The sequence below is a fragment of the Actinomadura sp. NPDC048021 genome (assembly GCF_040653135.1).
Lineage (GTDB): Bacteria > Actinomycetota > Actinomycetes > Streptosporangiales > Streptosporangiaceae > Spirillospora > Spirillospora verrucosospora.
On the sequence record NZ_JBEZJQ010000042.1, the window covers coordinates 27675 to 49841 of the forward strand.

At 72.0% G+C, this 22167-nt stretch carries 24 protein-coding genes; 9 read left to right on the top strand and 15 right to left on the bottom strand.

Annotation, left to right across the window (positions count from 1 at the left end; translation table 11 throughout):
* Nucleotides 1-32 precede the first annotated feature (32 nt).
* Entirely contained in the window at nucleotides 33-863 is an 831-nt protein-coding gene (locus AB0C87_RS40680) for a TIGR02452 family protein (protein ID WP_360581874.1), read from the top strand.
* Here the strand turns inward: AB0C87_RS40680 and AB0C87_RS40685 are convergent.
* The gene (locus tag AB0C87_RS40685) at nucleotides 860-1612 is read right to left on the bottom strand and encodes a TetR/AcrR family transcriptional regulator C-terminal domain-containing protein (protein ID WP_345184858.1); all 753 of its coding nucleotides are present in this window, start codon (nucleotides 1610-1612) and stop codon (nucleotides 860-862) included. The two genes, AB0C87_RS40680 and AB0C87_RS40685, sit on opposite strands and share 4 nt — an antisense overlap.
* A 166-nt stretch (nucleotides 1613-1778) precedes the next feature.
* On the opposite strand from AB0C87_RS40685, the gene AB0C87_RS40690 reads away from it, so the two are divergent.
* The gene (locus tag AB0C87_RS40690) at nucleotides 1779-3485 is read left to right on the top strand and encodes an MFS transporter (protein ID WP_360581876.1); all 1707 of its coding nucleotides are present in this window, start codon (nucleotides 1779-1781) and stop codon (nucleotides 3483-3485) included.
* A gap of 58 nt (nucleotides 3486-3543) precedes the next feature.
* Here AB0C87_RS40690 and AB0C87_RS40695 read toward each other — a convergent pair whose 3' ends face one another.
* Nucleotides 3544-4470: an LLM class F420-dependent oxidoreductase gene (locus AB0C87_RS40695; RefSeq protein WP_345184853.1), complete on the bottom strand. Its 927-nt coding sequence runs from the start codon at nucleotides 4468-4470 to the stop codon at nucleotides 3544-3546.
* Nucleotides 4471-4529: 59 nt separating this feature from the next.
* Complete coding sequence (locus AB0C87_RS40700) at nucleotides 4530-5294, bottom strand: hypothetical protein (protein ID WP_360581878.1); 765 nt, start codon at nucleotides 5292-5294, stop codon at nucleotides 4530-4532.
* Between the two features lie 243 nt (nucleotides 5295-5537).
* Between AB0C87_RS40700 and AB0C87_RS40705 the strand changes: the two genes are divergently transcribed.
* A complete protein-coding gene (locus AB0C87_RS40705; protein WP_345184848.1) occupies nucleotides 5538-6569 on the top strand; it encodes a glycoside hydrolase domain-containing protein in 1032 nt (343 codons plus the stop codon).
* Between the two features lies 1 nt (nucleotide 6570).
* Here the strand turns inward: AB0C87_RS40705 and AB0C87_RS40710 are convergent, their stop codons facing one another.
* Both AB0C87_RS40710 and AB0C87_RS40715 read right to left on the bottom strand, forming a co-directional pair.
* The gene (locus AB0C87_RS40710; protein WP_360581880.1) at nucleotides 6571-7746 is read right to left on the bottom strand and encodes a GNAT family N-acetyltransferase; all 1176 of its coding nucleotides are present in this window, start codon (nucleotides 7744-7746) and stop codon (nucleotides 6571-6573) included.
* A gap of 66 nt (nucleotides 7747-7812) precedes the next feature.
* Nucleotides 7813-8391 carry a helix-turn-helix domain-containing protein gene (locus AB0C87_RS40715; RefSeq protein WP_345184844.1) on the bottom strand — a complete coding sequence of 193 codons (579 nt, stop codon included), beginning with the start codon at nucleotides 8389-8391 and terminating at the stop codon, nucleotides 7813-7815.
* An 81-nt stretch (nucleotides 8392-8472) separates the two neighbouring features.
* On the opposite strand from AB0C87_RS40715, the gene AB0C87_RS40720 reads away from it, so the two are divergent.
* Nucleotides 8473-9246 carry an oxidoreductase gene (locus tag AB0C87_RS40720; RefSeq protein WP_360581882.1) on the top strand — a complete coding sequence of 258 codons (774 nt, stop codon included), beginning with the start codon at nucleotides 8473-8475 and terminating at the stop codon, nucleotides 9244-9246.
* A gap of 30 nt (nucleotides 9247-9276) precedes the next feature.
* Entirely contained in the window at nucleotides 9277-9642 is a 366-nt protein-coding gene (locus AB0C87_RS40725) for a VOC family protein (protein ID WP_353834208.1), read from the top strand.
* Here the strand turns inward: AB0C87_RS40725 and AB0C87_RS40730 are convergent.
* From AB0C87_RS40730 to AB0C87_RS40745, 4 genes are all read right to left on the bottom strand, one after another.
* Entirely contained in the window at nucleotides 9639-10166 is a 528-nt protein-coding gene (locus AB0C87_RS40730; protein WP_353834209.1) for a GNAT family N-acetyltransferase, read from the bottom strand. The two genes, AB0C87_RS40725 and AB0C87_RS40730, sit on opposite strands and share 4 nt — an antisense overlap.
* Before the next feature lie 156 nt (nucleotides 10167-10322).
* Entirely contained in the window at nucleotides 10323-10775 is a 453-nt protein-coding gene (locus AB0C87_RS40735) for a hypothetical protein (RefSeq protein ID WP_360581885.1), read from the bottom strand.
* Nucleotides 10776-10847: 72 nt separating this feature from the next.
* Nucleotides 10848-11438: a hypothetical protein gene (locus AB0C87_RS40740; protein WP_360581887.1), complete on the bottom strand. Its 591-nt coding sequence runs from the start codon at nucleotides 11436-11438 to the stop codon at nucleotides 10848-10850.
* 61 nt (nucleotides 11439-11499) lie between these two features.
* On the bottom strand, nucleotides 11500-11886 hold the full coding sequence (locus AB0C87_RS40745; RefSeq protein ID WP_360581889.1) for an ATP-binding protein: 387 nt from the start codon (nucleotides 11884-11886) through the stop codon (nucleotides 11500-11502).
* Nucleotides 11887-11963: 77 nt separating this feature from the next.
* On the opposite strand from AB0C87_RS40745, the gene AB0C87_RS40750 reads away from it, so the two are divergent.
* Nucleotides 11964-12710: a GntR family transcriptional regulator gene (locus tag AB0C87_RS40750; protein ID WP_360581891.1), complete on the top strand. Its 747-nt coding sequence runs from the start codon at nucleotides 11964-11966 to the stop codon at nucleotides 12708-12710.
* A 121-nt stretch (nucleotides 12711-12831) separates the two neighbouring features.
* Here AB0C87_RS40750 and AB0C87_RS40755 read toward each other — a convergent pair whose 3' ends face one another.
* From AB0C87_RS40755 to AB0C87_RS40765, 3 genes are all read right to left on the bottom strand, one after another.
* Complete coding sequence (locus AB0C87_RS40755; RefSeq protein ID WP_360581893.1) at nucleotides 12832-13233, bottom strand: PASTA domain-containing protein; 402 nt, start codon at nucleotides 13231-13233, stop codon at nucleotides 12832-12834.
* A gap of 282 nt (nucleotides 13234-13515) precedes the next feature.
* Nucleotides 13516-14853, bottom strand: a complete 1338-nt coding sequence (locus AB0C87_RS40760; protein ID WP_360581895.1) for a class I SAM-dependent RNA methyltransferase — start codon at nucleotides 14851-14853, stop codon at nucleotides 13516-13518.
* Nucleotides 14846-16879 (bottom strand): APC family permease, encoded by a 2034-nt coding sequence (locus AB0C87_RS40765; protein ID WP_345184824.1) that lies wholly within the window; start codon nucleotides 16877-16879, stop codon nucleotides 14846-14848. The genes AB0C87_RS40760 and AB0C87_RS40765 overlap by 8 nt, the downstream gene beginning before the upstream one ends.
* Before the next feature lie 245 nt (nucleotides 16880-17124).
* Here AB0C87_RS40765 and AB0C87_RS40770 point away from each other — a divergent pair, with 245 nt between their 5' ends.
* Nucleotides 17125-17790, top strand: coding sequence for a TrkA family potassium uptake protein (locus AB0C87_RS40770; RefSeq protein WP_179836369.1), 666 nt, complete (start codon nucleotides 17125-17127; stop codon nucleotides 17788-17790).
* Entirely contained in the window at nucleotides 17790-18449 is a 660-nt protein-coding gene (locus AB0C87_RS40775; protein ID WP_353834214.1) for an NAD-binding protein, read from the top strand. Before AB0C87_RS40770 ends, AB0C87_RS40775 begins: the two co-directional genes overlap by 1 nt.
* Before the next feature lie 2 nt (nucleotides 18450-18451).
* On the opposite strand, the gene AB0C87_RS40780 is transcribed toward AB0C87_RS40775, so the two are convergent.
* A complete protein-coding gene (locus AB0C87_RS40780) occupies nucleotides 18452-19147 on the bottom strand; it encodes a DUF3159 domain-containing protein (protein ID WP_353834215.1) in 696 nt (231 codons plus the stop codon).
* A gap of 28 nt (nucleotides 19148-19175) precedes the next feature.
* Nucleotides 19176-19508 (bottom strand): OB-fold nucleic acid binding domain-containing protein, encoded by a 333-nt coding sequence (locus tag AB0C87_RS40785; protein ID WP_179849807.1) that lies wholly within the window; start codon nucleotides 19506-19508, stop codon nucleotides 19176-19178.
* 231 nt (nucleotides 19509-19739) lie between these two features.
* On the opposite strand from AB0C87_RS40785, the gene AB0C87_RS40790 reads away from it, so the two are divergent.
* A complete protein-coding gene (locus AB0C87_RS40790; protein ID WP_353834216.1) occupies nucleotides 19740-21218 on the top strand; it encodes an MFS transporter in 1479 nt (492 codons plus the stop codon).
* 62 nt (nucleotides 21219-21280) lie between these two features.
* Here the strand turns inward: AB0C87_RS40790 and AB0C87_RS40795 are convergent, their stop codons facing one another.
* Nucleotides 21281-22105: a hypothetical protein gene (locus tag AB0C87_RS40795; RefSeq protein WP_360581898.1), complete on the bottom strand. Its 825-nt coding sequence runs from the start codon at nucleotides 22103-22105 to the stop codon at nucleotides 21281-21283.
* Between the last annotated feature and the right edge of the window lie 62 nt (nucleotides 22106-22167).

Genomic DNA, 22167 nt, shown 5'->3' on the forward strand with positions numbered 1-22167 from the left:
CGGTTCGCCTGACCAGCAGAATCCGGAGCGACATGAGCAGACACCCCCGCCGGATGACCGCGCAGGAGACCGTGGCCATCCTCGAACGCGGCGACTACACCGCGCCGTCCGGCCGCACCGTCCCGATCGCGGACGACCTGGCCGAGGCCGTCCGCCGCACCGTCCTCTACCGGCCGGGCGAGCTGGACACGCTGCTGGAGAACCTTCCTCCGGCCGGCCCCGGCACGCGCACGCGGATCGAGGTGACCGGCGAGACGACGCTCGCCGCCGCGCGACGGCTGCGCGCCCCCGGGACGACGCCGTTCGCGCTCAACTTCGCCTCCGCGAAGAACCCGGGCGGCGGCTTCCTCAACGGGGCGCACGCCCAGGAGGAGGGGCTGGCGCGCTCGTCGGGCCTGTACGAGTCGCTGCGCTCGGCCAGGGAGTACTACGACTTCCACCGCGCCCAGGGCGACCTCCTCTACAGCGACCACATGATCTACTCGCCGGACGTGCCGGTGTTCCGGGACGACTCCGGGCGGCTGCTGGAGGAGCCCTACGGCGTCACGTTCCTGACGTCGCCCGCGCCGAACCGCGGCGCGATCAGGGACGCCGCCAAGGCCGAGCGGGTTCCGGCGGCGCTGCGGCTGCGCGCCCGCAAGGTCCTCGCCGTGGCGCTGGCCAACGGGCACACCCGGATCGTTCTCGGCGCCTGGGGCTGCGGCGTCTTCCGCAACGACCCCGCCGAGGTCGCCGAGGTGTTCGCCGAGGCGCTGCGTCCGGGCGGAGAGTTCGCCGACCGGTTCGAGCACGTGGTCTTCGCCGTCTGGGACACCGCCAAGGGCGCCCCCAGGCACGCGGCCTTCGAGCGCGCCTTCGCCTAACCGTCCTCCTCGGGGCGGGACGCCTCCGCGGCGTAGGAGGCGATTCCCCGGACGAGCATGTCGAGGCCGAACTCGAAGCGCCCGTCGCCGCTCTCCGCGGTGAGCTCGTCCACCATGCCGGAGATCGTCGGGTAGCGGTCCTCGGGCAGGGCGGCGAAGTACTCGCGGATCTGGTCGAGGTACTTCTGGAAGTACGTCCACGGGTCGCCCGCTCCCGGGGGCGTCTTGGCGTGGTGGAGCGTGTCCTCGATGGCGTCGGCGTCGAGGAACATGCCGAGGGTGCTCACGGCCAGCCCGGCGATCCGCTTCGGGACGCCGCCGGCGCGCATGAGGGCGAGCTGCGTCTCGGCGACGTCCAGCAGGTGGGGTCCGGTGGGAATGAGCGCCATCGACACCACCGCGATGTCGCGGTGCGAGGTGTAGACGCGGCGGATCTCGCGCGCCAGCTCCTTCAGCTGCTCCTGCCAGCGCGCCGGGTCGGGGACGGGGAGCCGGATCTCGGCGGCCACCCGGTCGAGCATCAGCTCGCGCAGCTCCTCCTTGCCCGAGACGTGGGCGTAGAGGGACGCCGGACCCGTGCCGAGCTCCTGCGCGACGCGGCGCATGGTCACGGCGTCCAGCCCCTCGGCGTCCAGGACGCGGATCGCCGTGTCGACGACGAGCTCCTGCGTGAGCGGCTGGCGGGCGGGCGCGGCCCTGCGCGGCCTGCGGCCGGGCGGCGTCGGCATGTCCGGGCGTGCGGTGACCACGTCAGGACCTCCTGATCTCGCGATGCATCTTGACTATCGCGAATCGCGATATATCTTCTCTATCGGAGAGAGGATTTCTCGTACACGAACATCGTACTTGACACGAACAGCGTTCGCCCGTAGAACACTGTTCGTAGACAACGAACACTGTTCTCCCGGAGTGACCATGACCGAAACACTGACCTCCCCCGCCCGGGGCACCGCCGACGGCGGCTACCGCTGGCGCTGGGTCGCCCTGTTCGTGATCCTCGCCGGCGAGGTCATGGACATGCTGGACGCCCTGATCACGGCCATCGCCGCCCCCACGATCCGCGCCGAGCTCGGCGGGTCGGCGGCCACCATCCAGTGGCTCGCCGCCGCCTACACCCTCGCCATGGCCGTCGGGCTCATCACCGGCGGACGCCTCGGCGACCTCTACGGCCGCAAGCGGATGTTCCTCATCGGCGCGGCCGGCTTCACGCTCGGCTCGCTGCTGTGCGGCATCGCCGGCTCCCCCGGGATGCTGGTCGGCGCCCGCGGCATGCAGGGCCTGTTCGGCGCGCTGATGCTGCCCCAGGGCATCGGAATGATCAAGCAGATGTTCTCGGCGAAGGAGATGGGCGCCGCGTTCGCCATGTTCGGGCCGGTCATGGGGCTGTCGTCGGTCGGCGGCCCGGTGCTGGCCGGCTGGCTGATCGACGCCGACCTGTTCGGCACCGGCTGGCGGATGATCTTCCTGATCAACCTGCCGCTGGGCGCCGCCGCCGTGCTCGCCGGGCTGAGGTTCCTGCCCGAGGGGCGCGCCGAGCACGCCTCCCGGCTCGACCTCACCGGCGCGGTCCTGGCCTCCCTCGGCGCCGGGCTGCTGATCTACCCCCTCGTCCAGGGCCGCGAGCACGACTGGCCCGCCTGGACGTTCGCCATGATGGCCGCCTCCCTCGTCGTGTGGGGCGTGTTCGCCTGGTACGAGACCCGCAAGCAGCGCCTCGGCGGCGACCCGCTGATCGTGCCGAGCCTGTTCCGCAAGCGGGGCTTCACCGGCGGCCTCGTCGTCGGCCTGGTGTTCTTCTCCGGCGTCGCCGGCCTCGGCCTGGTGCTGGCGCTGTTCTTCCAGCTCGGGCTGGGCTACTCCCCGCTCAAGGCCGGCCTCGCGCAGATCCCGTGGTCGGTCGGCATCGTCATCGGCTTCGGCCTCATGCAGGCCGTGCAGGGCCTCGGCCGCAAGGTGATCCACGCGGGCGCCGTCGTCATGGCCGCCGGGATCGCCGGGCTGTACTTCACCCTCCGGTACGCCGGGACCGACGTCACCCCCTGGCAGCTCATCCCCGCGCTGACCGTCACCGGGATCGGCATGGGCCTGCTGATGGGGCCCTTCTTCGACACCGTGCTGGCGGGCGTCGAACCCGAGGAGACCGGCTCGGCGGGCGGCACGCTCACCGCCGTCCAGCAGCTCGGCAGCGCGCTCGGCGCGGCCGTCCTCGGCACGGTCTTCTTCGGGCTGCTCGGCGGGCACGTCGCGTCCGCCGCCGACGACGGCGCCGCCGCCCTGCGCCGCGACCTCGCCACCGCGTCCGTCCCGGCCGCGCAGCGGGACCGCGTCGTGGACGGCCTGCGCGACTGCGGCCGCGACCGCGCCACCGCCAAGGACGCCGCCGCCGTGCCCGCGTCCTGCGGCCGCCTGGAAAACGCCGTCGGGGCCGCCGTCGCCGCCGCGCCGCAGTCGGCTCCCGCCGTCCAGAAGGCGGTCGCCGGGGCGGGCGAGCACGCGGCCAAGGTCGGGTTCGGCGACGCCATGAAGTTCACGCTGTGGGTCGAGGTCGGGCTCCTCGGCCTGACCTTCCTGGTGACGTTCCTGCTGCCGATGCACGCGCGCCCGGAGGAGGAGACCGCCTGACGTGACGCACGGGGCCCGCGCCCAGGGGACTCCCCCGGGCGCGGGCCCCGCCTCGCCGTCAGAGCTTGCTCATCACCTCGGAGGCCAGCAGCTCCACGTGCTCCAGGTCGCTCATGTCGAGGACCTGGAGGTACAGGCACTCCGCGCCCAGCTCGCCGAACTGGCCGATCTTGTCGACCAGCTCCTGCGGGGTCCCGGCCAGCCCGTTCTCGCGCAGCTCCGGCACCTTCCGCCCGATGGCGTCGGCGCGCCGCTTCAGCTCCGCCTCGTCCCGTCCGCAGCACACGACCTGCGCGGCCGAGTACACCAGCGGCCTCGTCCGGCCCGCCTCGGCGACCGCCGCGCGGACCCGGTCGAACGCGCCGCCGGTGTCCTTGACCTGGTGGAACGGGACGTTGTACTCGTCGGCGTAGCGGGCGGCCAGCCGCGGCGTCCGCTTCGCCCCCGCGCCGCCGATGATGATCGGCGGCCCGCCCGGCCGCACCGGCTTGGGCAGCGCGGGCGACTCGGTCAGGGTGTAGTGCCGCCCGCTGAAGGAGAACGTCTCGCCGGACGGCGTCCCCCACAGCCCGGTGAGGATCTGCAACTGCTCCTCGAGCCGGTCGAAGCGCTCGCCGAGGCTCGGGAACGGGATGCCGTAGGCGGCGTGCTCCTCCTCGAACCACCCCGTCCCGAGGCCCAGGTCGACACGCCCGCCGCTCATCTGGTCGACCTGCGCGACGGAGATCGCCAGCGGCCCCGGATAGCGGAACGTTCCCGCCGTCACCAGCGTGCCGAGCCTGATCCGGCTGGTCTCCCGCGCCAGCGCGCCCAGCGTGATCCAGGAGTCCGTCGGGCCCGGCTCGCCCGAGACGTCCCCCATCTTGACGAAGTGGTCGGAACGGAAGAACGCGTCGAAGCCGAGCTCCTCGGCCGCCTTGGCGACGGCGAGCTGTGTCTCATACGTCGCCCCCTGCTGGGGCTCGGTGAAGATTCGAAGTCGCATGTCCCCATCCTCGTACGAACCGGGCGGCGGTCGCGCGGCGGGTCAGCCCCCGCCCGGCGTCACCCCGAGCGACCGACCCTCCGCACCGCCGCCGGCACCTTCGCCTTGGGCTTCTTGGCCGTCGGCTTTTTCACATGCGGCTTCTTGGCCGTCGGCTTCTTCGCGTCCGGCTTCTTCGCATGCGACTTCTTGGCTTCCGACTTCTTCGCATGCGGCTTCTTGACCGTCGGCTTCTTGGCTTCCGGCTTCTTCGCTTCGGACTCCTTCGCGTCCGGCACCTTCGCCTTGGGCTTCTTGGCGTCCGGCTTCTTCGCCTCGGGCTTCTTCGGGGACGCCTTGGAGTGTCCTTCCTGGGCGGACGTGGCGATGCGGACGGCTGGGAACATGCGCGCCGCGTGGGCGGCGCCCCACGTCACGGTTCCGCGCAGGCGGATCCGCTGACCGGGCCTGGCGTCGTCCGACACCTTGGCCTTGATCGCGCCGGTGACGGTCCCCCCGTCCCGCACGGCGCCGAGCTCGCACTCGACCGTCCACCCGGCGGCAGCGCAGTCCCTGTTCCCCGAGACGAACGCCAGCGATCTCGGCAGCGTCGTCCTGAACACCGCCTTGCCGGACTTGCCCGGCCCCTTGGCGGCCATCTTGAACGTCCACTCGTAGGTGCGCCCGGGGACGACGGCGCTCGCGGGCCCGCCCGTGCGGAGCGCCACGCCCGCGGCCTGCTTGCCGTGCTGCTTGGATTTCGGCTTCGGGCCGGGCCCGTCGGCCTGCGCTGCGGCAGGCAGGAGAACGCCTCCCAGCACCGGCGCGGCGATCGCCAGCACCATGCCCTGCACCCTCAACGTCCGGATCACTACGAACCCCCCGTGGCCTGCGGTTTTGTTGCGGTCACCGTCCGTTCTAGTGATCCGGAGGCGCGGCCGCCAACGCCGTGTCGGCGTGTCGCCACGCACGGTGACTCTTGACCGTCCACCCCCTTACGGACGGTCAACCTCCGCAATCTCCTGCGCCACAAAGGACAAAGCCTGTTAAATCGCCAAGACCCCGACAACCCGACACATGGAGCTGACATGGCTGTCTTCGGCGTCGACTACGCGTGGGGCCGCCCCGGCGCGTCCGCGCTGGAACGCGCCGGGGCGAAGTTCGCGTGCCGTTACCTGTCGCACGACACGAGCGGCAAGAACCTGACCCGCAAGGAGGCCGACGAGCTGTCAGCCGCGGGCATCTGGCTGGTGGTCGTGTGGGAGTCGACCGCCAAGCGCCCCCTCGCCGGCCGGTCCGCCGGCGCGGCCGACGCCCGGGACGCCGCCGCCCAGGCCAGGGCGTGCGGCATGCCGGACGACCGGCCGATCTACTTCGCCGCCGACTGGGACGCCACCTCCGGGCAGCAGGACGAGATCAACGCCTATCTGGACGGCGCGGCGAGCGTCCTCGGCCGCGACCGGGTCGGCCTCTACGGCGGCTACGGCCCGGTCAAGCGCGCCTTCGACGCCAAGAAGATCACCTTCGGCTGGCAGACGTACGCCTGGTCGGGCGGCAAATGGGACCCCCGCGCCCAGCTCCGGCAGTACTCCAACGACCACACGATCAACGGCGTCGGCGTCGACTACGACCGCGCCGTCAAGAGCGACTACGGGCAGTGGCGCGTCGGCGTCTCGCCCGAGGGAGAGGACGACATGCCCGACTACGTGTCCGTCGGCACCGGTGGCGACCACCAGGAGCTTCCTCCCGGCAAGTGGACCGAGGTCACCTGGAGCAAGGAGTACTCCGACAAGGAGCACCAGCACGGCGACTCGGGCGGCCCCGGCCTGCTGACCGGCTCGGCCCGCTACAGCGTGTCGGTGAGCGCGACGCTCAGCGGCGTCCCCGCGGGCACGCTCATCCAGGCCCGCGTGGTCGAGATGGCGGACGGCGACTCCTCCAGCCTGCAGATCGGCCCCGTCCAGGACTTCATCTCCGTCGGCGAACCCACCAACCTCCTCTACGGCCTCGCCGCCGACACCGTCGAGGCGGGCAAGCGCGTGCGCTTCCAGCTCCTCCACCAGGGCGCCGCCGCCGCGACGATCGCCAAGGCCAGCGCCAAGGTCTTCTTCTGGCGGTGACTCAGAAGTCGTCGTTGATGTAGGGCGCCAGCGGAACGGCCAGCGCGGCCTCCAGACGCGCGGCCGCACCCGGCGTGTGCTCGGTGACGGCGCCGATCCGGACCAGGGTGACCGGGCTCTGGCCGCCCAGGTAGACGGCCGCGAGATCGGCGGCGCTCAGGCTGAGGTCCGGTGGCCCGGAGGCCGGTTCGCAGGCAGGCGTCGCCCCGGTCGTGAGGCGCCAGCGGCCGGCGTTCGCCGGGATGCGCGGGTCCTCGATCTCCAGGACGAAGGCGTCCTCGGCGGCCCAGGAGCGGGCGCGAAGAGCGGCCGGCACGTCGATCAACCGCAGCCAGAGGGCGCCGAAGTCCCTCGTGACGTTGACCCGGTCGGGGTCGGCGACCATGTGCGGCAGCAGGTCGTCCACCGGACGGCCCAGCGCCTCGATGCGGGACGTCAGGTCGATCGACGCCAGGAACTTCCAGAGCGCGGCCTCCGCCTGCGGGGTGTCGGCGACGAGGTCGACCACCCGGACCGTCCCCTCGCGGACCCGGTAGACCACGTAGCCGGCGGGATGGACGACGATGCGCGGCGCGGTGTAACCGGGTGACTCCCGGTCGACCGGCCGCAGGATCGCCTTGGCCCACCACTCGGGATCGCGCACGAGCCCGCCCGGGCGCAGCGATCGCCGGTGGATCGGATCGACCAGCTCGGGCGCGGACGCGGCGTCGACGAGCCGCAGCGGCCGGTCGTCCGGGGTCGTGCGGAACTCCAGCGGACGCGACGTGCTCACTTCCAGGTCGATCGCCCGCGTGGCCAGCCCGAAACCGTACCGGCCGTAGATGGCGCCCTGCGAAGCCCAGAGCGCGGCCACCGGACGCCCCGCCGCGATGGCGTCGGCGTCCATCCGGTCCATCATGGACGTCAGGATTCCCCGGCGCCGATGCGTGGGCAGCACCCCGACGAACGTGACCGCCGAGCAGTCGAGCAGCCCGCCCGGAACCGCAAGCCGCATCGGCATGGCCGCGAGCTGCCCGACCCTCGTGTCGCCGTCATAGGCGCCGATCCGCTCGGCACGGGTGAGCGGCCACCCGTCCCGGTCGCGGTCGCCGTCCTCCATGGGCAGGTGGAACACCATCCCGGCGAAGTCGACCATGAGCGCGGCGTCGGCCTCCGGCACGTCCCTGATCTCGATCACACGTCCACGCTATGCGGCCGCGCAACAGGTTTTCCAAGGTCACGGGAGTCGGCCGGGGCATCCGGCTCAGTTCGCCCGCCGGGCGCCGTGGCGCAGGCCGTCGAAGAGGAGAGCGGTGATCTGCCGGGCCTCGACCTGCCAGCCTTCCGTGGCGCGCATCCCGCAGATGCCACCCAGCGCGCGCAGCAGGGTGGAGCCCGTGACGTCGCCGCGGACGGCGCCGGCCTCGGCGCCCGCGGCGAGCAGCCGGTCGAGAGCGTTCGCCATCTGGGTGCGGGCGGTCCCGAAGACCGGTGAGTCCGTGGCCATGATGCTCTCCAGGGCGACGGACATCCCCTTGCCGACGGCCGCGTGGTCCACGAGCAGCAGCAGGAAGCGCCGCAGGGCCTCGTCGGGGGCGTGCCGGTCCAGAAGCTCCACGGGTGCGGCGCACAGTTCGTCGACCTCCTTGCGATAGACCTCCTCGATGAGGACCTCGCGTGTCTCGAAGTGGCGGTAGAACGTCCCGACCGCCACGCCAGCACTACGGGCGATCTCCTCGACATGCGCGTCGGTGTCGCCGCCGAGGAACGCCTCTCGCGCCGCGGCGAGGAGCGCCTCGCGGTTGCGTCGCGCGTCGGCGCGCAGCGGGCGTGATGACGACAACGGGACCTCCATAAGGTGAGTCCGGTTCCGTTTGTGTACTACTGTTTCCGGAGTCGGGTTCATGTTACGAGGGAGATTCCCATGACGATCACAGAAGAAGGACTGGGCGGCCTCCGAGTGCTGGTCACCGGCGGCAGCCGCGGCCTGGGCCAGGCCACCGTCCGCCGGTTCGCCGCCGCGGGCGCGACCGTGCTGACGGCGTCCCGGAGCAGGCCGAAGGAGGGGGACGGCGCCACGTTCATTCCGGCGGACCTCTCGACGGAGGAGGGCGTGACGGAACTCGGCCGCCGGGTCGTCGACCGCGTGGGCGGAGTGGACGTCCTGGTGAACAACGCGGGTGCCGCGAGCGCCCCGGCCCCGACCCTGAGCCGCTCGGAGGAGTCCTGGCGGGCGGATCTGGAGATGAACCTCCTCAGCGCCGTGCGCCTGGACCGGGCGCTGGTGCCGGGAATGGTCGAACGCGGCTCCGGCGTCGTCGTGCACGTCTCCTCGATCGCCAGCCGGCTCCCGCAGCGCACCGAGGCGTCCTACGCCGCCGCCAAGGCGGCGCTCAACGCCTACAGCCGCGAACTGGCGACCGAGGTCGGCGAGCACGGGGTACGTGTGGTGTGCGTCCTTCCGGGCTTCGTCGTCACCGACGGCGCGGCCGCCCACCTCCAGCGCATGGCCGACCAGCAGGGCATCAGCCCAGAGGAGATCGAGCAGCGGATCGTGGACCACCTGAAGGTCCCGATGGGCCGCGCGGGAGACCCCGAGGACGTCGCCGACCTGATCGCGTTCCTCGCCTCCCGGCGCGCGAAGTGGCTCACCGGAGCACAGTTCCGCGTCGACGGCGGCATCATCCCGACCGTCTGAGCACCGCCCGACTCGAAGAACGGGAAACCCGTGATCGTCAACCTGAGTTCCGTGGTCATCGACGCCGCCGAACCGGAGCCGGAAGGCGCCTTCTGGCACCGGCTGCTCGGCGGCTCGATCACCCGCACGCCGAGCCACCACTTCGTCCAGGCCCCCGGCCTGCCCGTGCTCGTCATCCAGTCGGCCCCAGGACAGGTCGCCCCGAACTGGCCGGACGGCCTCCAGCAGATGCACCTCGACTTCACCGTCGACGACCTCGCGGCCGCGGACCGCACGGCGCTCGAAGCCGGTGCCACCAGGCTCCGGCCCGCAGACGACGTCCACCCGGAAACCCAGAACGGCAGCCGGGTCTACGCCAGTCCGGCCGGACACCCCTTCTGCCTGCGATCAGCCTAAGAGGGCGGCACACCGCCCGCCCGACCGAGCTGCTTGACCAGGAACCGCGCGGGGTCGACTACTTCATGGCGGGTCCCGTGGTCGTCGATGTAGTGGTACCGATCGAGGTAGCGGCAGCCGGTCTCCTGGTAACCGAGCCGGAGGTAGAGATCGGCTGCCCGCTGGTTGTCGTCGTCCACACCCAGCCCGATCCGGTCGTGACCGCGTTGGCGGACGAGGGCTTCGGCCGTGCCGATGAGCGCGCGCCCGATGCCCTGGGACCTCAGTTCGGGCGGCCAGACCCCCAGACCGTTGAGCTCGGGACAGTTCGGATAAAGCCGCCTCACCTCGGGAGCGGCGCAGCCGTGCCACAGGATCTGCCCGGTTCCGACGGGAACGGCTTCGGCCCAGGCGATCAGAAACGTGGTGAGCCCGCGCCGCTGCTGCTCGAACCGTGCCGCATGCCTCCTGGTCCGACCGGGCGAGGGAATGCAGGACTCCAGCAGCTCAAGATCTTCCTCCCTGCACTCTCGGATACCGACCATCCACCAAGCCCTCTCCAGAAGCCGACCTGCCAGCCCGCACGAACACCCCCGCCCCCAACCTCCCGAAGCAGGACGTTTCGTCCTACCAGAACGCCGATGACCCCCGCACGCGACTTCGCCCAGGCTGCTACTTCAAGTTCCGGGCCGGACTCTCATTCACACCTCCTTCCCCTGCTGGAAACCACCCCCGCCGAGCGAGGCACCGGCAGGCGCCAGGCTTCGGAACACGCCGAAGATGTCGGCACCGCTGTGCATGCGCACGATGACGCAGCACGGCCGCAGGCCGGCTTCCGCGCGGGTCGACTTCCGCTCGACCGCCCGGATCTCCGGGTTCCCCTCGTTGACGATGAGCGCGGCGAGGTGCTGCTCGATCAGGCGGATTGACGTCCGGCCCGAACTCGGCATTTCCGGCAGGGTCACCGGCACGGGCGGATCCCCAGTGACCGGGACCTCATCGTGCTCATCGCCCGACGACGGACTGGTCCGTACCCATTGCAGTTCGATCTGGGCGCCCGTGGTCAGAGTAATGATGTGCCCGAACCGGGGATCGGTGATCCCCGCGTCGCCGAAGGGCTTCACGCTGGTGATGGCCGGAGAATCGCTCAACACGCCCCCGACCCAAGGAGCCCATCGGGGCAGTCGCATATCCCCTCCTGTCATCGCGCCACTCACACGCGCGAGTCACGCTACAGGGTCAAGCGGACACACTCTGTGTTGTATTCGCCCAGGCCTCAGCCGCTGTGGCATGGGTGGGCCCGGGTCATGGCTGGCGCCGATGTCCACGGCGTAACCGCGCACGCCCATGCGCCGGACGAGCACCGACAGTTGCGGGTGCGGCTCCAGGCCGAGCAGCCGCACGATCTTCCCGGCGCCCTCGCCCACGTCGCCGGTCGGGCCGAGATCGAGCCCGGAGTCCCAGACGAACCGGCCCCGCAGCGCACCGACCGAACGAGCGACCCCGGTCCGCGTCCTGGTGACGATGCTGCCGTCGTGCTCGATGACCGTCGCCCCGCGCTCCACCAGCGCCTTGCCCAGCGCCAGAAGCGCGCGTCCGCTTTCAGCGGCGTCCTGCTGGGACAGCAGGTTCCACAGCGCGTCGGCGGAACCGGCACCCAGAATGATCGCCTTCTCGCCGCCCCCTTCCCGAACGGCGCGAAACGGGAGGGACGGCAAGTCACTCCCCTCAATCCTCCACCCGGGGAACTCGTCGCGCAGCGCGGCGAGGCGCGCTGCCGGATCCTCGGGTGGCATTGGGTTGGGCGCCTCGCTCATATCCGGGCCTCGTTTCCGGTCAGGCCCGAGAGCAACCGGTGTTCGCGCACCGCCCGGGCCGTCATTGATCGCTCCAGGTCAGCTCGGCCCACATGGTCTGCCCGTCAGCGTCGGCGTCGTGGCCCACCCTGTCGGCCAAGGAGTAGACGATGAGCAGTCCGCGGCCATGGCCGTCCTCGTCCTCGGGAATGCACGGGACCGGATGCCACTGCCTGCCGTCGCCGGAGTCGTGGACGGCGATGCGGGCGCGGCCGGGCGTCACCTTCACGAGCACCGTGACCTCGCCGCCGTCGCCACTGGGCGTGTGCCGCAGGCTGTTGACGACGAGCTCGGCTGCGATGAGCTCGGCGTCCTCACGGCGCGGCGACTTTCTGACCATCGCTCGAACGAAGGCCCGGGCGACCGGCACCATGGAGACGCAGCCGGGGTAGGGCTGGCTCCACTCCACGGATCCCTCCTACGGAACGTGACCATGCCGTCCCCCAACCTGTGTCCGAGCATTCGCACCCAGCGGTCGGAGGCGCCGTGACCCAGCCCGCCTACCAGCGCATAGCCGATGATCTACGGCGCCAGGTCATCGACGGCACCCTCGCGCCGGGCGACCGCGTCCCCTCGCGGGCCCAGCTCCGCGAGCGCTACGAGGTTTCCGATCAGGTCGCCCTCGGCGCCGTCCGGCTGCTCACCACCGAAGGCTTCCTCGAAGCGCGGTCCGGCTCGGGGACGTACGTGCGGCGCAAGCCGGAGCTCAAGCGCCTCGCCCGGTCCTGGTACGGCTCCTCCGGCCGGGACGGGTCGCCGTTCCGCACGGAGATGCAGCGGCAGGGCCGCGCCGGCACGTGGCGCGTCGCATCGGAGAGCGGTCCCGCGTCCCCGGCCGTGGCGGAGCGGCTCGACATCACGGCGGGCGACCCCGTCATGTGCAGCCGCTACACCTTTCTGGCCGACGAGCAACCCGTGATGCTGTCCACGAGCTGGGAGCCGCTCGACCTGACGCACGGCACGCCGGTGATGTTCCCGGAGGAGGGCCCGCACGCCGGCGCCGGAGTGGTCGCGCGGATGCGGGCGATCGGGCAGAACGTCGAGTCGGTGCAGGAGGTCGTGTCGGCGCGGCCGGTACTCCAGTCCGAGGCGGAGTTGCTCGGTGGGGCGCTCGGGGCCGTGGTCATGGTCATCCAGCGGACCTATCGCACGGCGGAGCGGGCGGTGGAGACGGCCGACATCGTGGTGCCCACGGACCGCTACGAGGTGGAGTACGTCCTGCCGGTGGAATGACGCCCGCCCACCGAGGGCCGATGTGTGCCGTGCGGGATCAGATGCGGGCGAGCACCTCGGACTTCAAAGCGGACACCACGGCGCCCGCCGACCAGGGGCCGACGGGCGGGTGAACGGGGGCCTACTCTCCGATCTTCTTGGAGTACAGGGTGATCGTCGCCTCCGGCGCGACGCTCGTCCCGGCCCTCGGGTTCTGGCGGACCACCTGCCAGTTGCGGTCCAGGATGAGCATCCGTCCCTGTCCGGTCGCGTCCTCCTCCCGCAGCATCCAGAGGCCGGCCGCCTGCATGAGGTCCTGCGCGGCCTGGTGGTTCTTCCCGACCACATTCGGGGCGCGGATCTTCTTCGCGGCCGGAGGCTTCGCGCTGCTCGGAGGGACCGTCGGCGTGCTCGCGGGCGCGGTCGCGCTGGGCGGTGCGACGGTCACGGTCTTGGTCGGGGCGGCATTGTCCGCGGTGCCGCCGCACGCGGTGAGGGCCAGAGCGTCCGCGGGAAGTGCGGCAATGATGGTGAGGCTGCGCATGGACGGTCCTGTCGTGATCTGCCGACGGCTGAGGAACGCGTGTTGGACGCCTCACCTTCGGTGAACGGTTCACACGAGATAGCTCGCTGTCACCATCCGGCCACGCTCGTCTCACAGGCGCAGCCCGGTTCAGCCCGGATTCGGGCCGGGAGATGGCGCGGCCCTGACGTTCACGCGTTCATGACCGTGCGCGATCCATGCGCCATGATCTTGAAATACAGGGGGTCGCACTGACCCGCACTGAAACGCACCCAAGAGAATCCGTGCAGGTCAGCGCCACTCCTACCCCTTGACGAGGGTGGCGAGGCACTCTACGTGGTGGGTCATGGGGAAGGCGTCGAAGGCGCGGAAGGTCTCCAGGGTCCAGCCGCGTTCGCTGAAGTAGGCGAGGTCGCGGGCGAGGGTGGCCGGGTCGCAGGAGACGTAGGCGATCTTGCGGCCGGCGAGGCGGGTGATGTGGTCGACGACCTCGCGGCCCGCGCCGGTGCGGGGCGGGTCGAGGACGACCAGGTCGGCCTTGCGGACCCGGGAACCGCCGTGGTGGCCCGTGCCGCGCTTGTTCTGCGTGCGGGAGCCCGAGGACGCGCGGCCGAACTCCAGGTCGGCGATGACCTCCTCGACGGGGCCGCGCTCGATCGAGACGTTCGAGAGGTCGCGCAGGTTGTAGCGGGCGTCGCGGACGGCCTGGCCGTCCGACTCGACGCCGACGACGAGGCCCTCGTCGCCGACGCGGTCGGCGAGGACGCCGGCGAACAGGCCGACGCCGCAGTACAGGTCGAGGGCGATATCGCCGGGCTTCGGTTCGAGGGCGTCCAGGACGGCGTCGGCGAGCAGCTGCGCCGCGCCCGGGTGCACCTGCCAGAAGCCGCTGCCGCTGACCTGGTAGAGCCGCCCGGAGACCTCTTCACGCACGTACGGGAGCCCGGCGCCGGGTTCGGGCTTGCCGCGCACGAGCCGGACCGGCACGTCCAGCCGGGGGACGCGGATCTTGCGGCGGTCGCGGCCGCGCAGCACGACGAGGCGGTCGCCCGTGCTCGCCGAGACCACGCCCTCGACGCCGGACGCGCCCGGCCACCGCTTGCGCTCGATGCCCATCAGCTCCACGCCGGGGTGGGCGATCAGGCACTCGTCCACGGGCTCGATGTCGTGCGACCGGTGCTTGCGCAGGCCGACGACGCCGGAGGAGACCGAGAACTGGACGCGGGTGCGCCAGCCGAGCCCCGGCGGCGGCACCACCTCGCCGTCGACCGGGTACGGGACCTCCTCGACGACGACCGTGCGGGTGATCCCGGCGAGCCGCTCCAGCTGCTCCTGGACGACCGCGGCCTTCAGCGCCCGCTGGGCGGGCAGGGAGGCGTGCTGCCAGTCGCAGCCGCCGCACCGTCCGGGGCCGGCGAACGGGCAGGGCGCCTGCACGCGGTCGGGCGACGCCTCGATGATCTCCACGGCGTCGGCGCGGAGGAAGTTCTTGGTGCGGTCGGTGACGCGGGCCCTCACCCGTTCGCCGGGCAGGGCGTGCCGGACGAAGACCACGCGCCCCTCGTGCCGGGCGACGCAGAAACCGCCGTTGGCGACGTTGCCGACCTCCAGTTCGAGGACGTCGGGTTCGAGTTCAGTCACGGTCCGAAACACTACCGGCACCGGGGCGTGCCCCGGTCCGCGGCGGGCGCCGGGACGAGCCGGGGCCCGGGGGCTCCTTGCGCCCCTTGAGCCGGTCGGAGGACTGCAGCTGCCACGCGACGCTCGTCACCATCACGCCCGGCTGGAACAGCAGCCGCCCCTTCAGCCGCAGCGCGCTCTGGTTGTGCAGGAGGTGCTCCCACCAGTGGCCGACGACGTACTCGGGGATGAACACGGTGACGACGTCGCGGGGGCTCTTGCGCCGGACGCTCTTGACGTAGGACAGCACCGGGCGCGTGATCTCCCGGTACGGCGAGTCGAGGATCTTCAGCGGGACGGGGATGTCGAGGGCGTCCCACTCCTGCTGGAGGCGCTGCGACTCCTCGGCGTCCACCGCCACCGTCACCGCCTCCAGCGTGGACGGTCGGGTGGCGCGGGCGTAGGCCAGGGCCCGCAGCGTCGGCTTGTGGATCTTGGAGACGAGCACGATGCCGTGGTTGCGGGCGGGCAGCGCGACGTCCTCGCCGGAGGGAACCAGCTCGGCGGCGACCCGGTCGTAGTGCCGCCTGATGCCCTTCATCAGCAGGTAGAGCAGCGGCATCGCGATGCAGACGATGTAGGCGCCGAGCGCGAACTTGGTGATCAGCACGACGACCAGGACGATGCCGGTGAGGGTGGCGCCGAAGGCGTTGATCCCGCGGGAGGTGCGCATCCGGCGGCGCTGCGCCGGGTCCGGCTCGGTGGCCAGGAGCCGGTTCCAGTGCCGGACCATGCCGACCTGGCTGACGGTGAACGACACGAAGACGCCGACGGTGTACAGCGGGATCAGCCGGCTGACGGACGCGTCGTAGGCGTAGATCAGCAGCCCGGCCATGGTGGCCAGGATGATGATGCCGTTGCTGTAGGCGAGGCGGTCGCCGCGGGTGTGGAGCTGGCGCGGCAGGTAGCGGTTCTGCGCGAGCACCGAGCCGAGCACCGGGAACCCGTTGAACGCGGTGTTGGCGGCGAGGAACAGGATCAGCGCGGTCATCGCGGTGACCAGCGCGAACCCGGGGGTGAAGTTGCTGAACACCGTGTGCGCGACCTGCGCGATCACCGGGTCGGCGTCGGTCACGGGCCTGCCGGTGGACGGGTCGATCAGCTGGCTGCCCTGGTCGGGCTCGGCGAACTTGGCGTCGGTGATGTAGGCGAACGCGGTCACGCCGCCGAACAGCGTCATCGCGACGAGCCCGAGCATCAGCAGGGTCGTGGCGGCGTTCTCGCCCTTGGGCTTCTTGAACGCGGGCACGCCGTTGCTGATCGCCTCGACCCCGGTCAGCGCGGCGCAGCCCGAGGAGAAGGCCCTTAGCAGCAGGAACACCAGGGCGAACCCGGCGATGCCCATCTCGTCGCCGCGGACCTCGTAGTGCGCCGTCTCGGCCTGCAGGTGGGTGCCCGAGACCAGCCGGACCAGGCCCCACGCCAGCATGCCGAAGACCGCGAACATGAACAGGTAGGTGGGGATCGCGAAGGCGACCCCGGCCTCCTTGAGGCCGCGCAGGTTCCCGAGGGTGAGCAGCACGACGATGACGATCGCGACGACGACCTCGTGCGGCTGCATGAACTTCAGCAGCGCGCCGAGGTTCTCGACCCCCGACGACACCGACACCGCCACGGTGAGGACGTAGTCGACCAGCAGCGCGCTGGCCACGACGACGCCCCAGTTGCCGCCGAGGTTGGTGGTGGCGACCTCGAAGTCGCCGCCGCCGCTCTGGTAGGCCCGGACGTTCTGCCGGTAGGAGGCGACCACGGTCAGCAGGATGATCACGACGGCCGCGGCGATCCACGGGGTGTAGTGGTACATCACGAGACCGCCCGCGCCGAGCGCGAGCAGGATCTCCTGCGGAGCGTAGGCGACCGACGACAGCGCGTCGCTCGCGAAAACGGGCAGCGCGATGCGCTTCTTCAGCAGCTGCTCGCTCTGCTGGGCGCTACTGAGCGCGCGGCCGAGGAGGAGCCGCTTCGCGAGGTCGGGAACCTTTGACACGCAACGAGACTCTAGCCCCTGCGGACCGCTGCGCAGCGCCCGGCCGCCACCCGTTCCGCGGGCGCCTCGCCGCCCCGGCGGATAGCTGGTTGAGTAGTACTCGCCTGGGCGGATGTGTAGGTTTGCAGCCCGCAGGGATCATTCACAGGAAACGGTCCTCGGGTGCGGCGCGGTGTCGGCGGCGAATGCCGTGCCCGGCGCGGGGGGTAGAGGGGGAGCGTCCCCCTATGGAAGAGGGAACGGCCGTGCATATCGTGATCATGGGATGCGGGCGGGTCGGCTCGACGCTCGCCCACATCCTGGAGGACAAGGGTCACTCGGTGGCCATCATCGACCAGAGCCCGGAGGCGTTCCGCCGGCTGCGCAGCGGGTTCCGGGGCCGCCGCATCACCGGGTTCGGGTTCGACCGGGAGGTCATCGCCGAGGCGGGCATCGAGCGCGCGTCGGCGTTCGTGGCCGTCAGCAGCGGCGACAACTCCAACATCATCTCCGCGCGCGTCGCGCGCGAGACGTTCGGGGTCGACAACGTGGTGGCCCGGATCTACGACCCGCGCCGGGCGGAGGTCTACCAGCGCCTCGGCATCCCCACGGTCGCGACCGTGCGGTGGACGGCCGACCAGATCCTGCGCCGCCTGCTCCCCGAGGGCGCCGAGCCGCTGTGGCGCGACCCGACGGGCGCGGTCGTCCTCGCCGAGCTGGACTCCGGCCACCTGTGGGTGGGAGAGAAGGTCGGCGAGCTGGAGGAGCACGCGGGGACCCGGGTGGCGTTCCTGTCCCGGATGGGCGAGGCGCTCGTCCCCGAGCGGGACACGGTGATCCAGGACGGCGACATCGTGCACATCATGGCGGGGGCCGACGACCTGGAGCGGGTCAACGCCGCGGTCGCGGCGCGGAACGGGGAGGACGCGTGATGCGGGTCGCGATCGCCGGGGCCGGCGCGGTGGGCCGGTCCATCGCCCAGGAGCTGCTGGAGAACGGGCACGAGGTTCTCCTGATCGACAAGAACCCCAAGGCCATCAAGGTGGAGATGGTGCCGCGCGCGGAGTGGCTGCTGGCCGACGCGTGCGAGATCGCCGCCCTGGACGACGCGGCGCTGGAGCGCTGCCAGGTGGTGGTCGCCTCCTCCGGCGACGACAAGGTCAACCTGGTGGTGTCGCTGCTGGCCAAGACCGAGTACGGGGTTCCGCGCGTGGTGGCGCGGATCAACCACCCGAACAACGAGTGGCTGTTCAACGAGTCGTGGGGCGTGGACGTGGCGGTCTCCACACCGCGGCTGCTGTCGGCGCTGGTGGAGGAGGCCGTCAGCGTCGGCGACCTCGTCCGGCTGATGACGTTCCGGCAGGGCGAGGCCAACCTGGTGGAGCTGACGCTGCCCGAGGACGCGCCCCTCGGCGGCGAGCGCGTCGGATCGGTGGCCTGGCCGCGCGACACCGCCCTGGTGGCGATCCTGCGCGAGGGCCGGGTCCTGGTCCCCACCGCCGACGACACCCTGGAGCCGGGCGACGAGCTGATGTTCGTGGCCAGCCAGGACGTCGAAGACGAACTCGCCGAACTCCTCGGCGGACGGTAGAGCTACGCGGGTTCTTGGCCCTTGGCCGGGGCCCCCGGGGTGATGGGGGTTCGGCCGCGGGCGAGGAGCCAGGCCATGGCGGCCAGCGCGGCGACCTGGAGCGGCCAGCCCATCGCGATCTTGGCGGTGCCGAGCAGGCCGCTCTGGTCGCCGTCCGCGAGGTAGATCGGGTACTGGACGGCGACGCGCACGATGCAGGGCAGCACGAGCAGCCAGGTGAGCCGGGAGCACAGCCGGACGATCCCGGGGTCGGCCCGCCAGGCGGTCGGGTCGCCGGTGACCGAGCCGATGATGAAGCCGACGACCGGCCAGCGCACCGCGATCGAGAAGATCATCGCGGCGGCGTAGCCGGCGTTCAGCATGATGCCGGGCAGGAAGGCGTTCTCGGCCTTGCCCGAGCGCAGCGCGAAGAACGCCGCGATGGCGATGCCGAACAGGCTGTTCAGGACGAACTGCGGGCTGGAGCGCTGCGCGAGCCGGACCAGCAGGAGCAGCACCGCGGCGCCGACCCCGGCGCCGACGGCGAGCTTGACGTCCTTCGCGGCGACGTAGGTCGCGGTGAAGGCGATCGTCGGCACCGCCGCCTCGACCATGCCGCGCACGCCGCCGAGCGCCTTGTTGAGCTGGGCGCGGACGGCCGCCTCGACGGTGTCGTGCGCGGCGGTCTCCCGCGCGGTGCCCGTTTCCGTTTCGCTCACGTCGCTCTCCCGGCGGCTCGCCGCGGCCTCACGCGCCGCCGCGCAACTCGTATCGCGGATTGAACATGACCTTGCGCCCGTCCTGCTCGCTCACCAGTCCCTCGGCGCGCAGCCGGCGCCCCGGGTCGATCCCGGCGATCTTGCGGCGGCCGAGCCAGACCAGGTTGATCACGTCGGTGCCGTCGTAGAGCTCGGCCTCCAGGGCGGGGGCGCCGCCCCGCGGACGGAGTGTCACCGTACGTAGCGTACCCGCCACGCAGTGCCGCTTGCGCGCGGCGCAGTCGGTGATCGGCGTCGCGCCCTCGTCGCCGGTGGTCTTCTGCAGCTCCTCGGCCTCGAGCTCGGCCTTGGTGGACGCCATGCGCCGCAGGAAGCGCCGAAGCCCGCCCTTGCCGCGCTCGCGCCCGCCGGGCCCCGCCCCGGGCGGAGTGCTGGCCGAAACCTCGTCCATACCTCGAAGCGTATGGCATCCCCGGACGAAGCGGACCCCTTGCGCCGCCGCCGAAATCCACGCCGACTCATTGTGGAATGAAGCGTTCCGTTCTGCTACTATCGGAACAGAGCATTCCGCTCCGTGAAGGAAGGACGGACCATGACCGCCACCCTCGAAATCCCGGCCCCCGCGGCCGGGACGACGCGCCCCGGCGACGGCGCGGCGCCCGCCCCGCGCCGCTGGCTCGGCCTGTCGGCGATCCTGGCCGCCACGCTGCTGAACCTGCTCGACTCCACCGTGGTGAACGTGGCCGCGCCCGCGATCCGCGCGGACCTCGGGGGCTCGTTCTCCGCGCTGCAGTGGACGGCCGCCGGCTACACGCTCGCCCTCGCGGTGGCGCTGCTGACCGGCGGTCGGCTCGGCGACATGTTCGGGCGGCGGCCCGTCCTGCTGGCGGGCGCGGCCGCGTTCACGGTGATGTCGGCGGCCTGCGCGTTCGCCTGGTCGCCGGAGAGCCTGATCGCCGCCCGGGTCGCGCAGGGCCTGTGCGCCGCGGTGATGATCCCGCAGGGCTTCGGGCTGATCCGCGACCTGTTCGGCACCGACACCGGCAAGGCGTTCGCCCTGTTCGGGCCGGTGATCGGCCTGGCCACGATCCTCGGCCCGGTGGTGGCCGGCCTGCTGATCGACGCCGACCTGTTCGGCACCGGCTGGCGCGCGATCTTCCTGGTGAACGTGCCGGTCGGCGTCTACGCGCTGGTCGTGGGCGCCCGGGCGCTGCCCGCGCCGGTGTCGGCCGACCGCTCGGGCGGCCTGGACGCGGGCGGCATGCTGCTCGGCGGCCTCGGGATGAGCATGCTGGTCCACCCGCTCGTCCAGGGCCGCGAGCTGGGCTGGCCCGCCTGGTCGCTCGCGCTGCTCGCCGGCTCGGTCCCGGTCCTCGCCCTGTTCGTCCTGCACCAGCTGCGCCGCACCCGCCGGGGGCGGACCCCGCTGCTCCGGCTGAGCGTGTTCGCCAACCGGGCCTTCGGCTCCGGCGTCCTGTTCGTCGTCGTCTTCTTCGGCGCGATCGCCGGGTTCTCCCTCGCCACCGGCCTGTTCCTCCAGCTCGGCCTCGGCTACACGCCGCTGGCCGCGAGCCTGGCGATGTCGTCCTGGGCGGTCGGGGCGTTCGCCGGGTCGGCGTTCAGCGGCATGACGATGGCCAGGCTGGGCCGCAGGATCCTGCACCTCGGCCTGGTGCTCATGGTCGCCGGGCTGGCCGCGCTCTACGCGGTGTTCGAGGCCGCCGGGACGGGCGTCGGCGGCTGGCACCTGGCCGCGCCGCTGCTGCTGTTCGGCGCCGGCATGGGCATGATCTTCGTCCCGCTGTTCGACGTGATCGTGGCGGGCATCGCCGACCACGAGGTGGGCTCGGGCTCGGCCGCGCTGGAGTCGGTCCAGCAGCTCGGCGCGTCGCTCGGCGTCGCGGTGCTCGGCACGGTCTTCTTCGGGGCGGTCGGCGCGCCGGTGGCCGGGCGGTTCGCCGCGCCGGCCGCGCTGGAGGCCGCGAAGCAGGTCACCGCCCTGACCGCCGGGCTCACCGTCGCCGCGTTCCTGGTCGCCTTCCTCCTCCCCCGCCGCCCCCGCGCGCACTGACCCTCCCCCGCCGAACTCGCCGTCCGCGAAGGGCGGCGAGTTCGGCGTCGGCGGGGCAGGGCTCAGGCCGCGGCGAAGCGCACGGCGGCGACCGCGATGACCAGCGCCGCCACCGCCCAGTAGGCGCCGGAGGCGAGGGCGACCACCCGGACGCGGCGGGCCTCGGGCAGACCGGTGAAGGTGAGCAGCCAGGCCAGCAGCGGCAGGACGAGGATCGCGTGCATGGTCACGAAGTGCGCGGGCTTCAGCGCGGCGACCACGTGGTAGGCGGCCTGCTGGTCGCCGGAGCGCACCGTGGCGACCCCGCGGGCGATCATCGCCGCGCCGGAGGCCAGCGCGAGCATCAGCGCGGCGAAGCCGGACCGGACGGCCAGCCGCATGCTCGGCGCGGTCCCCGCGTCGCGGCGGAAGGCGGCGACCGCGAGCGCGACCAGCGTGACGATCAGGATCCCGCCGCCCGCCGCGAGCATCCGGGTGACGACCGTGTCGAACGCCGTCTCCTCGTTGAAGTGGGACGGCGCCCTGCGCCACGCCTGCAGGGTGATGAGGGAGACCTCCGCGACGCAGTCGGCGGCGAACACGCCGAGGATCGCGGTCCGCGCGCGGTCGCCCAGCCGGACGAACCCGCTGACCCACGCGATCGTGATGAGCGTCAGGCCGAACGAGAGCCCGAACGTGACGGGCTTGCGCCAGGAGACCGGTCCCGTCCAGGGCCCGCCGTCCACGGCGAACACCACCAGGTGCAGCAGGCCCGAGGCGATGAGCGCGGCGCCGACGGCGTAGGCGGCGCGCTCGACCCGGCGGCCGCCCGTCCAGAACGCCCCCAGGCCCCGGACGGCGGCCGCCGCCGGAAACCTGCCGCGCGAAGTCTCCACCGATCCCGCCATGACCGCTCCTCCAAAAATGAGTGAGTGCTCACCCAGTATGGGCGAGCACCCACGCGAAGACA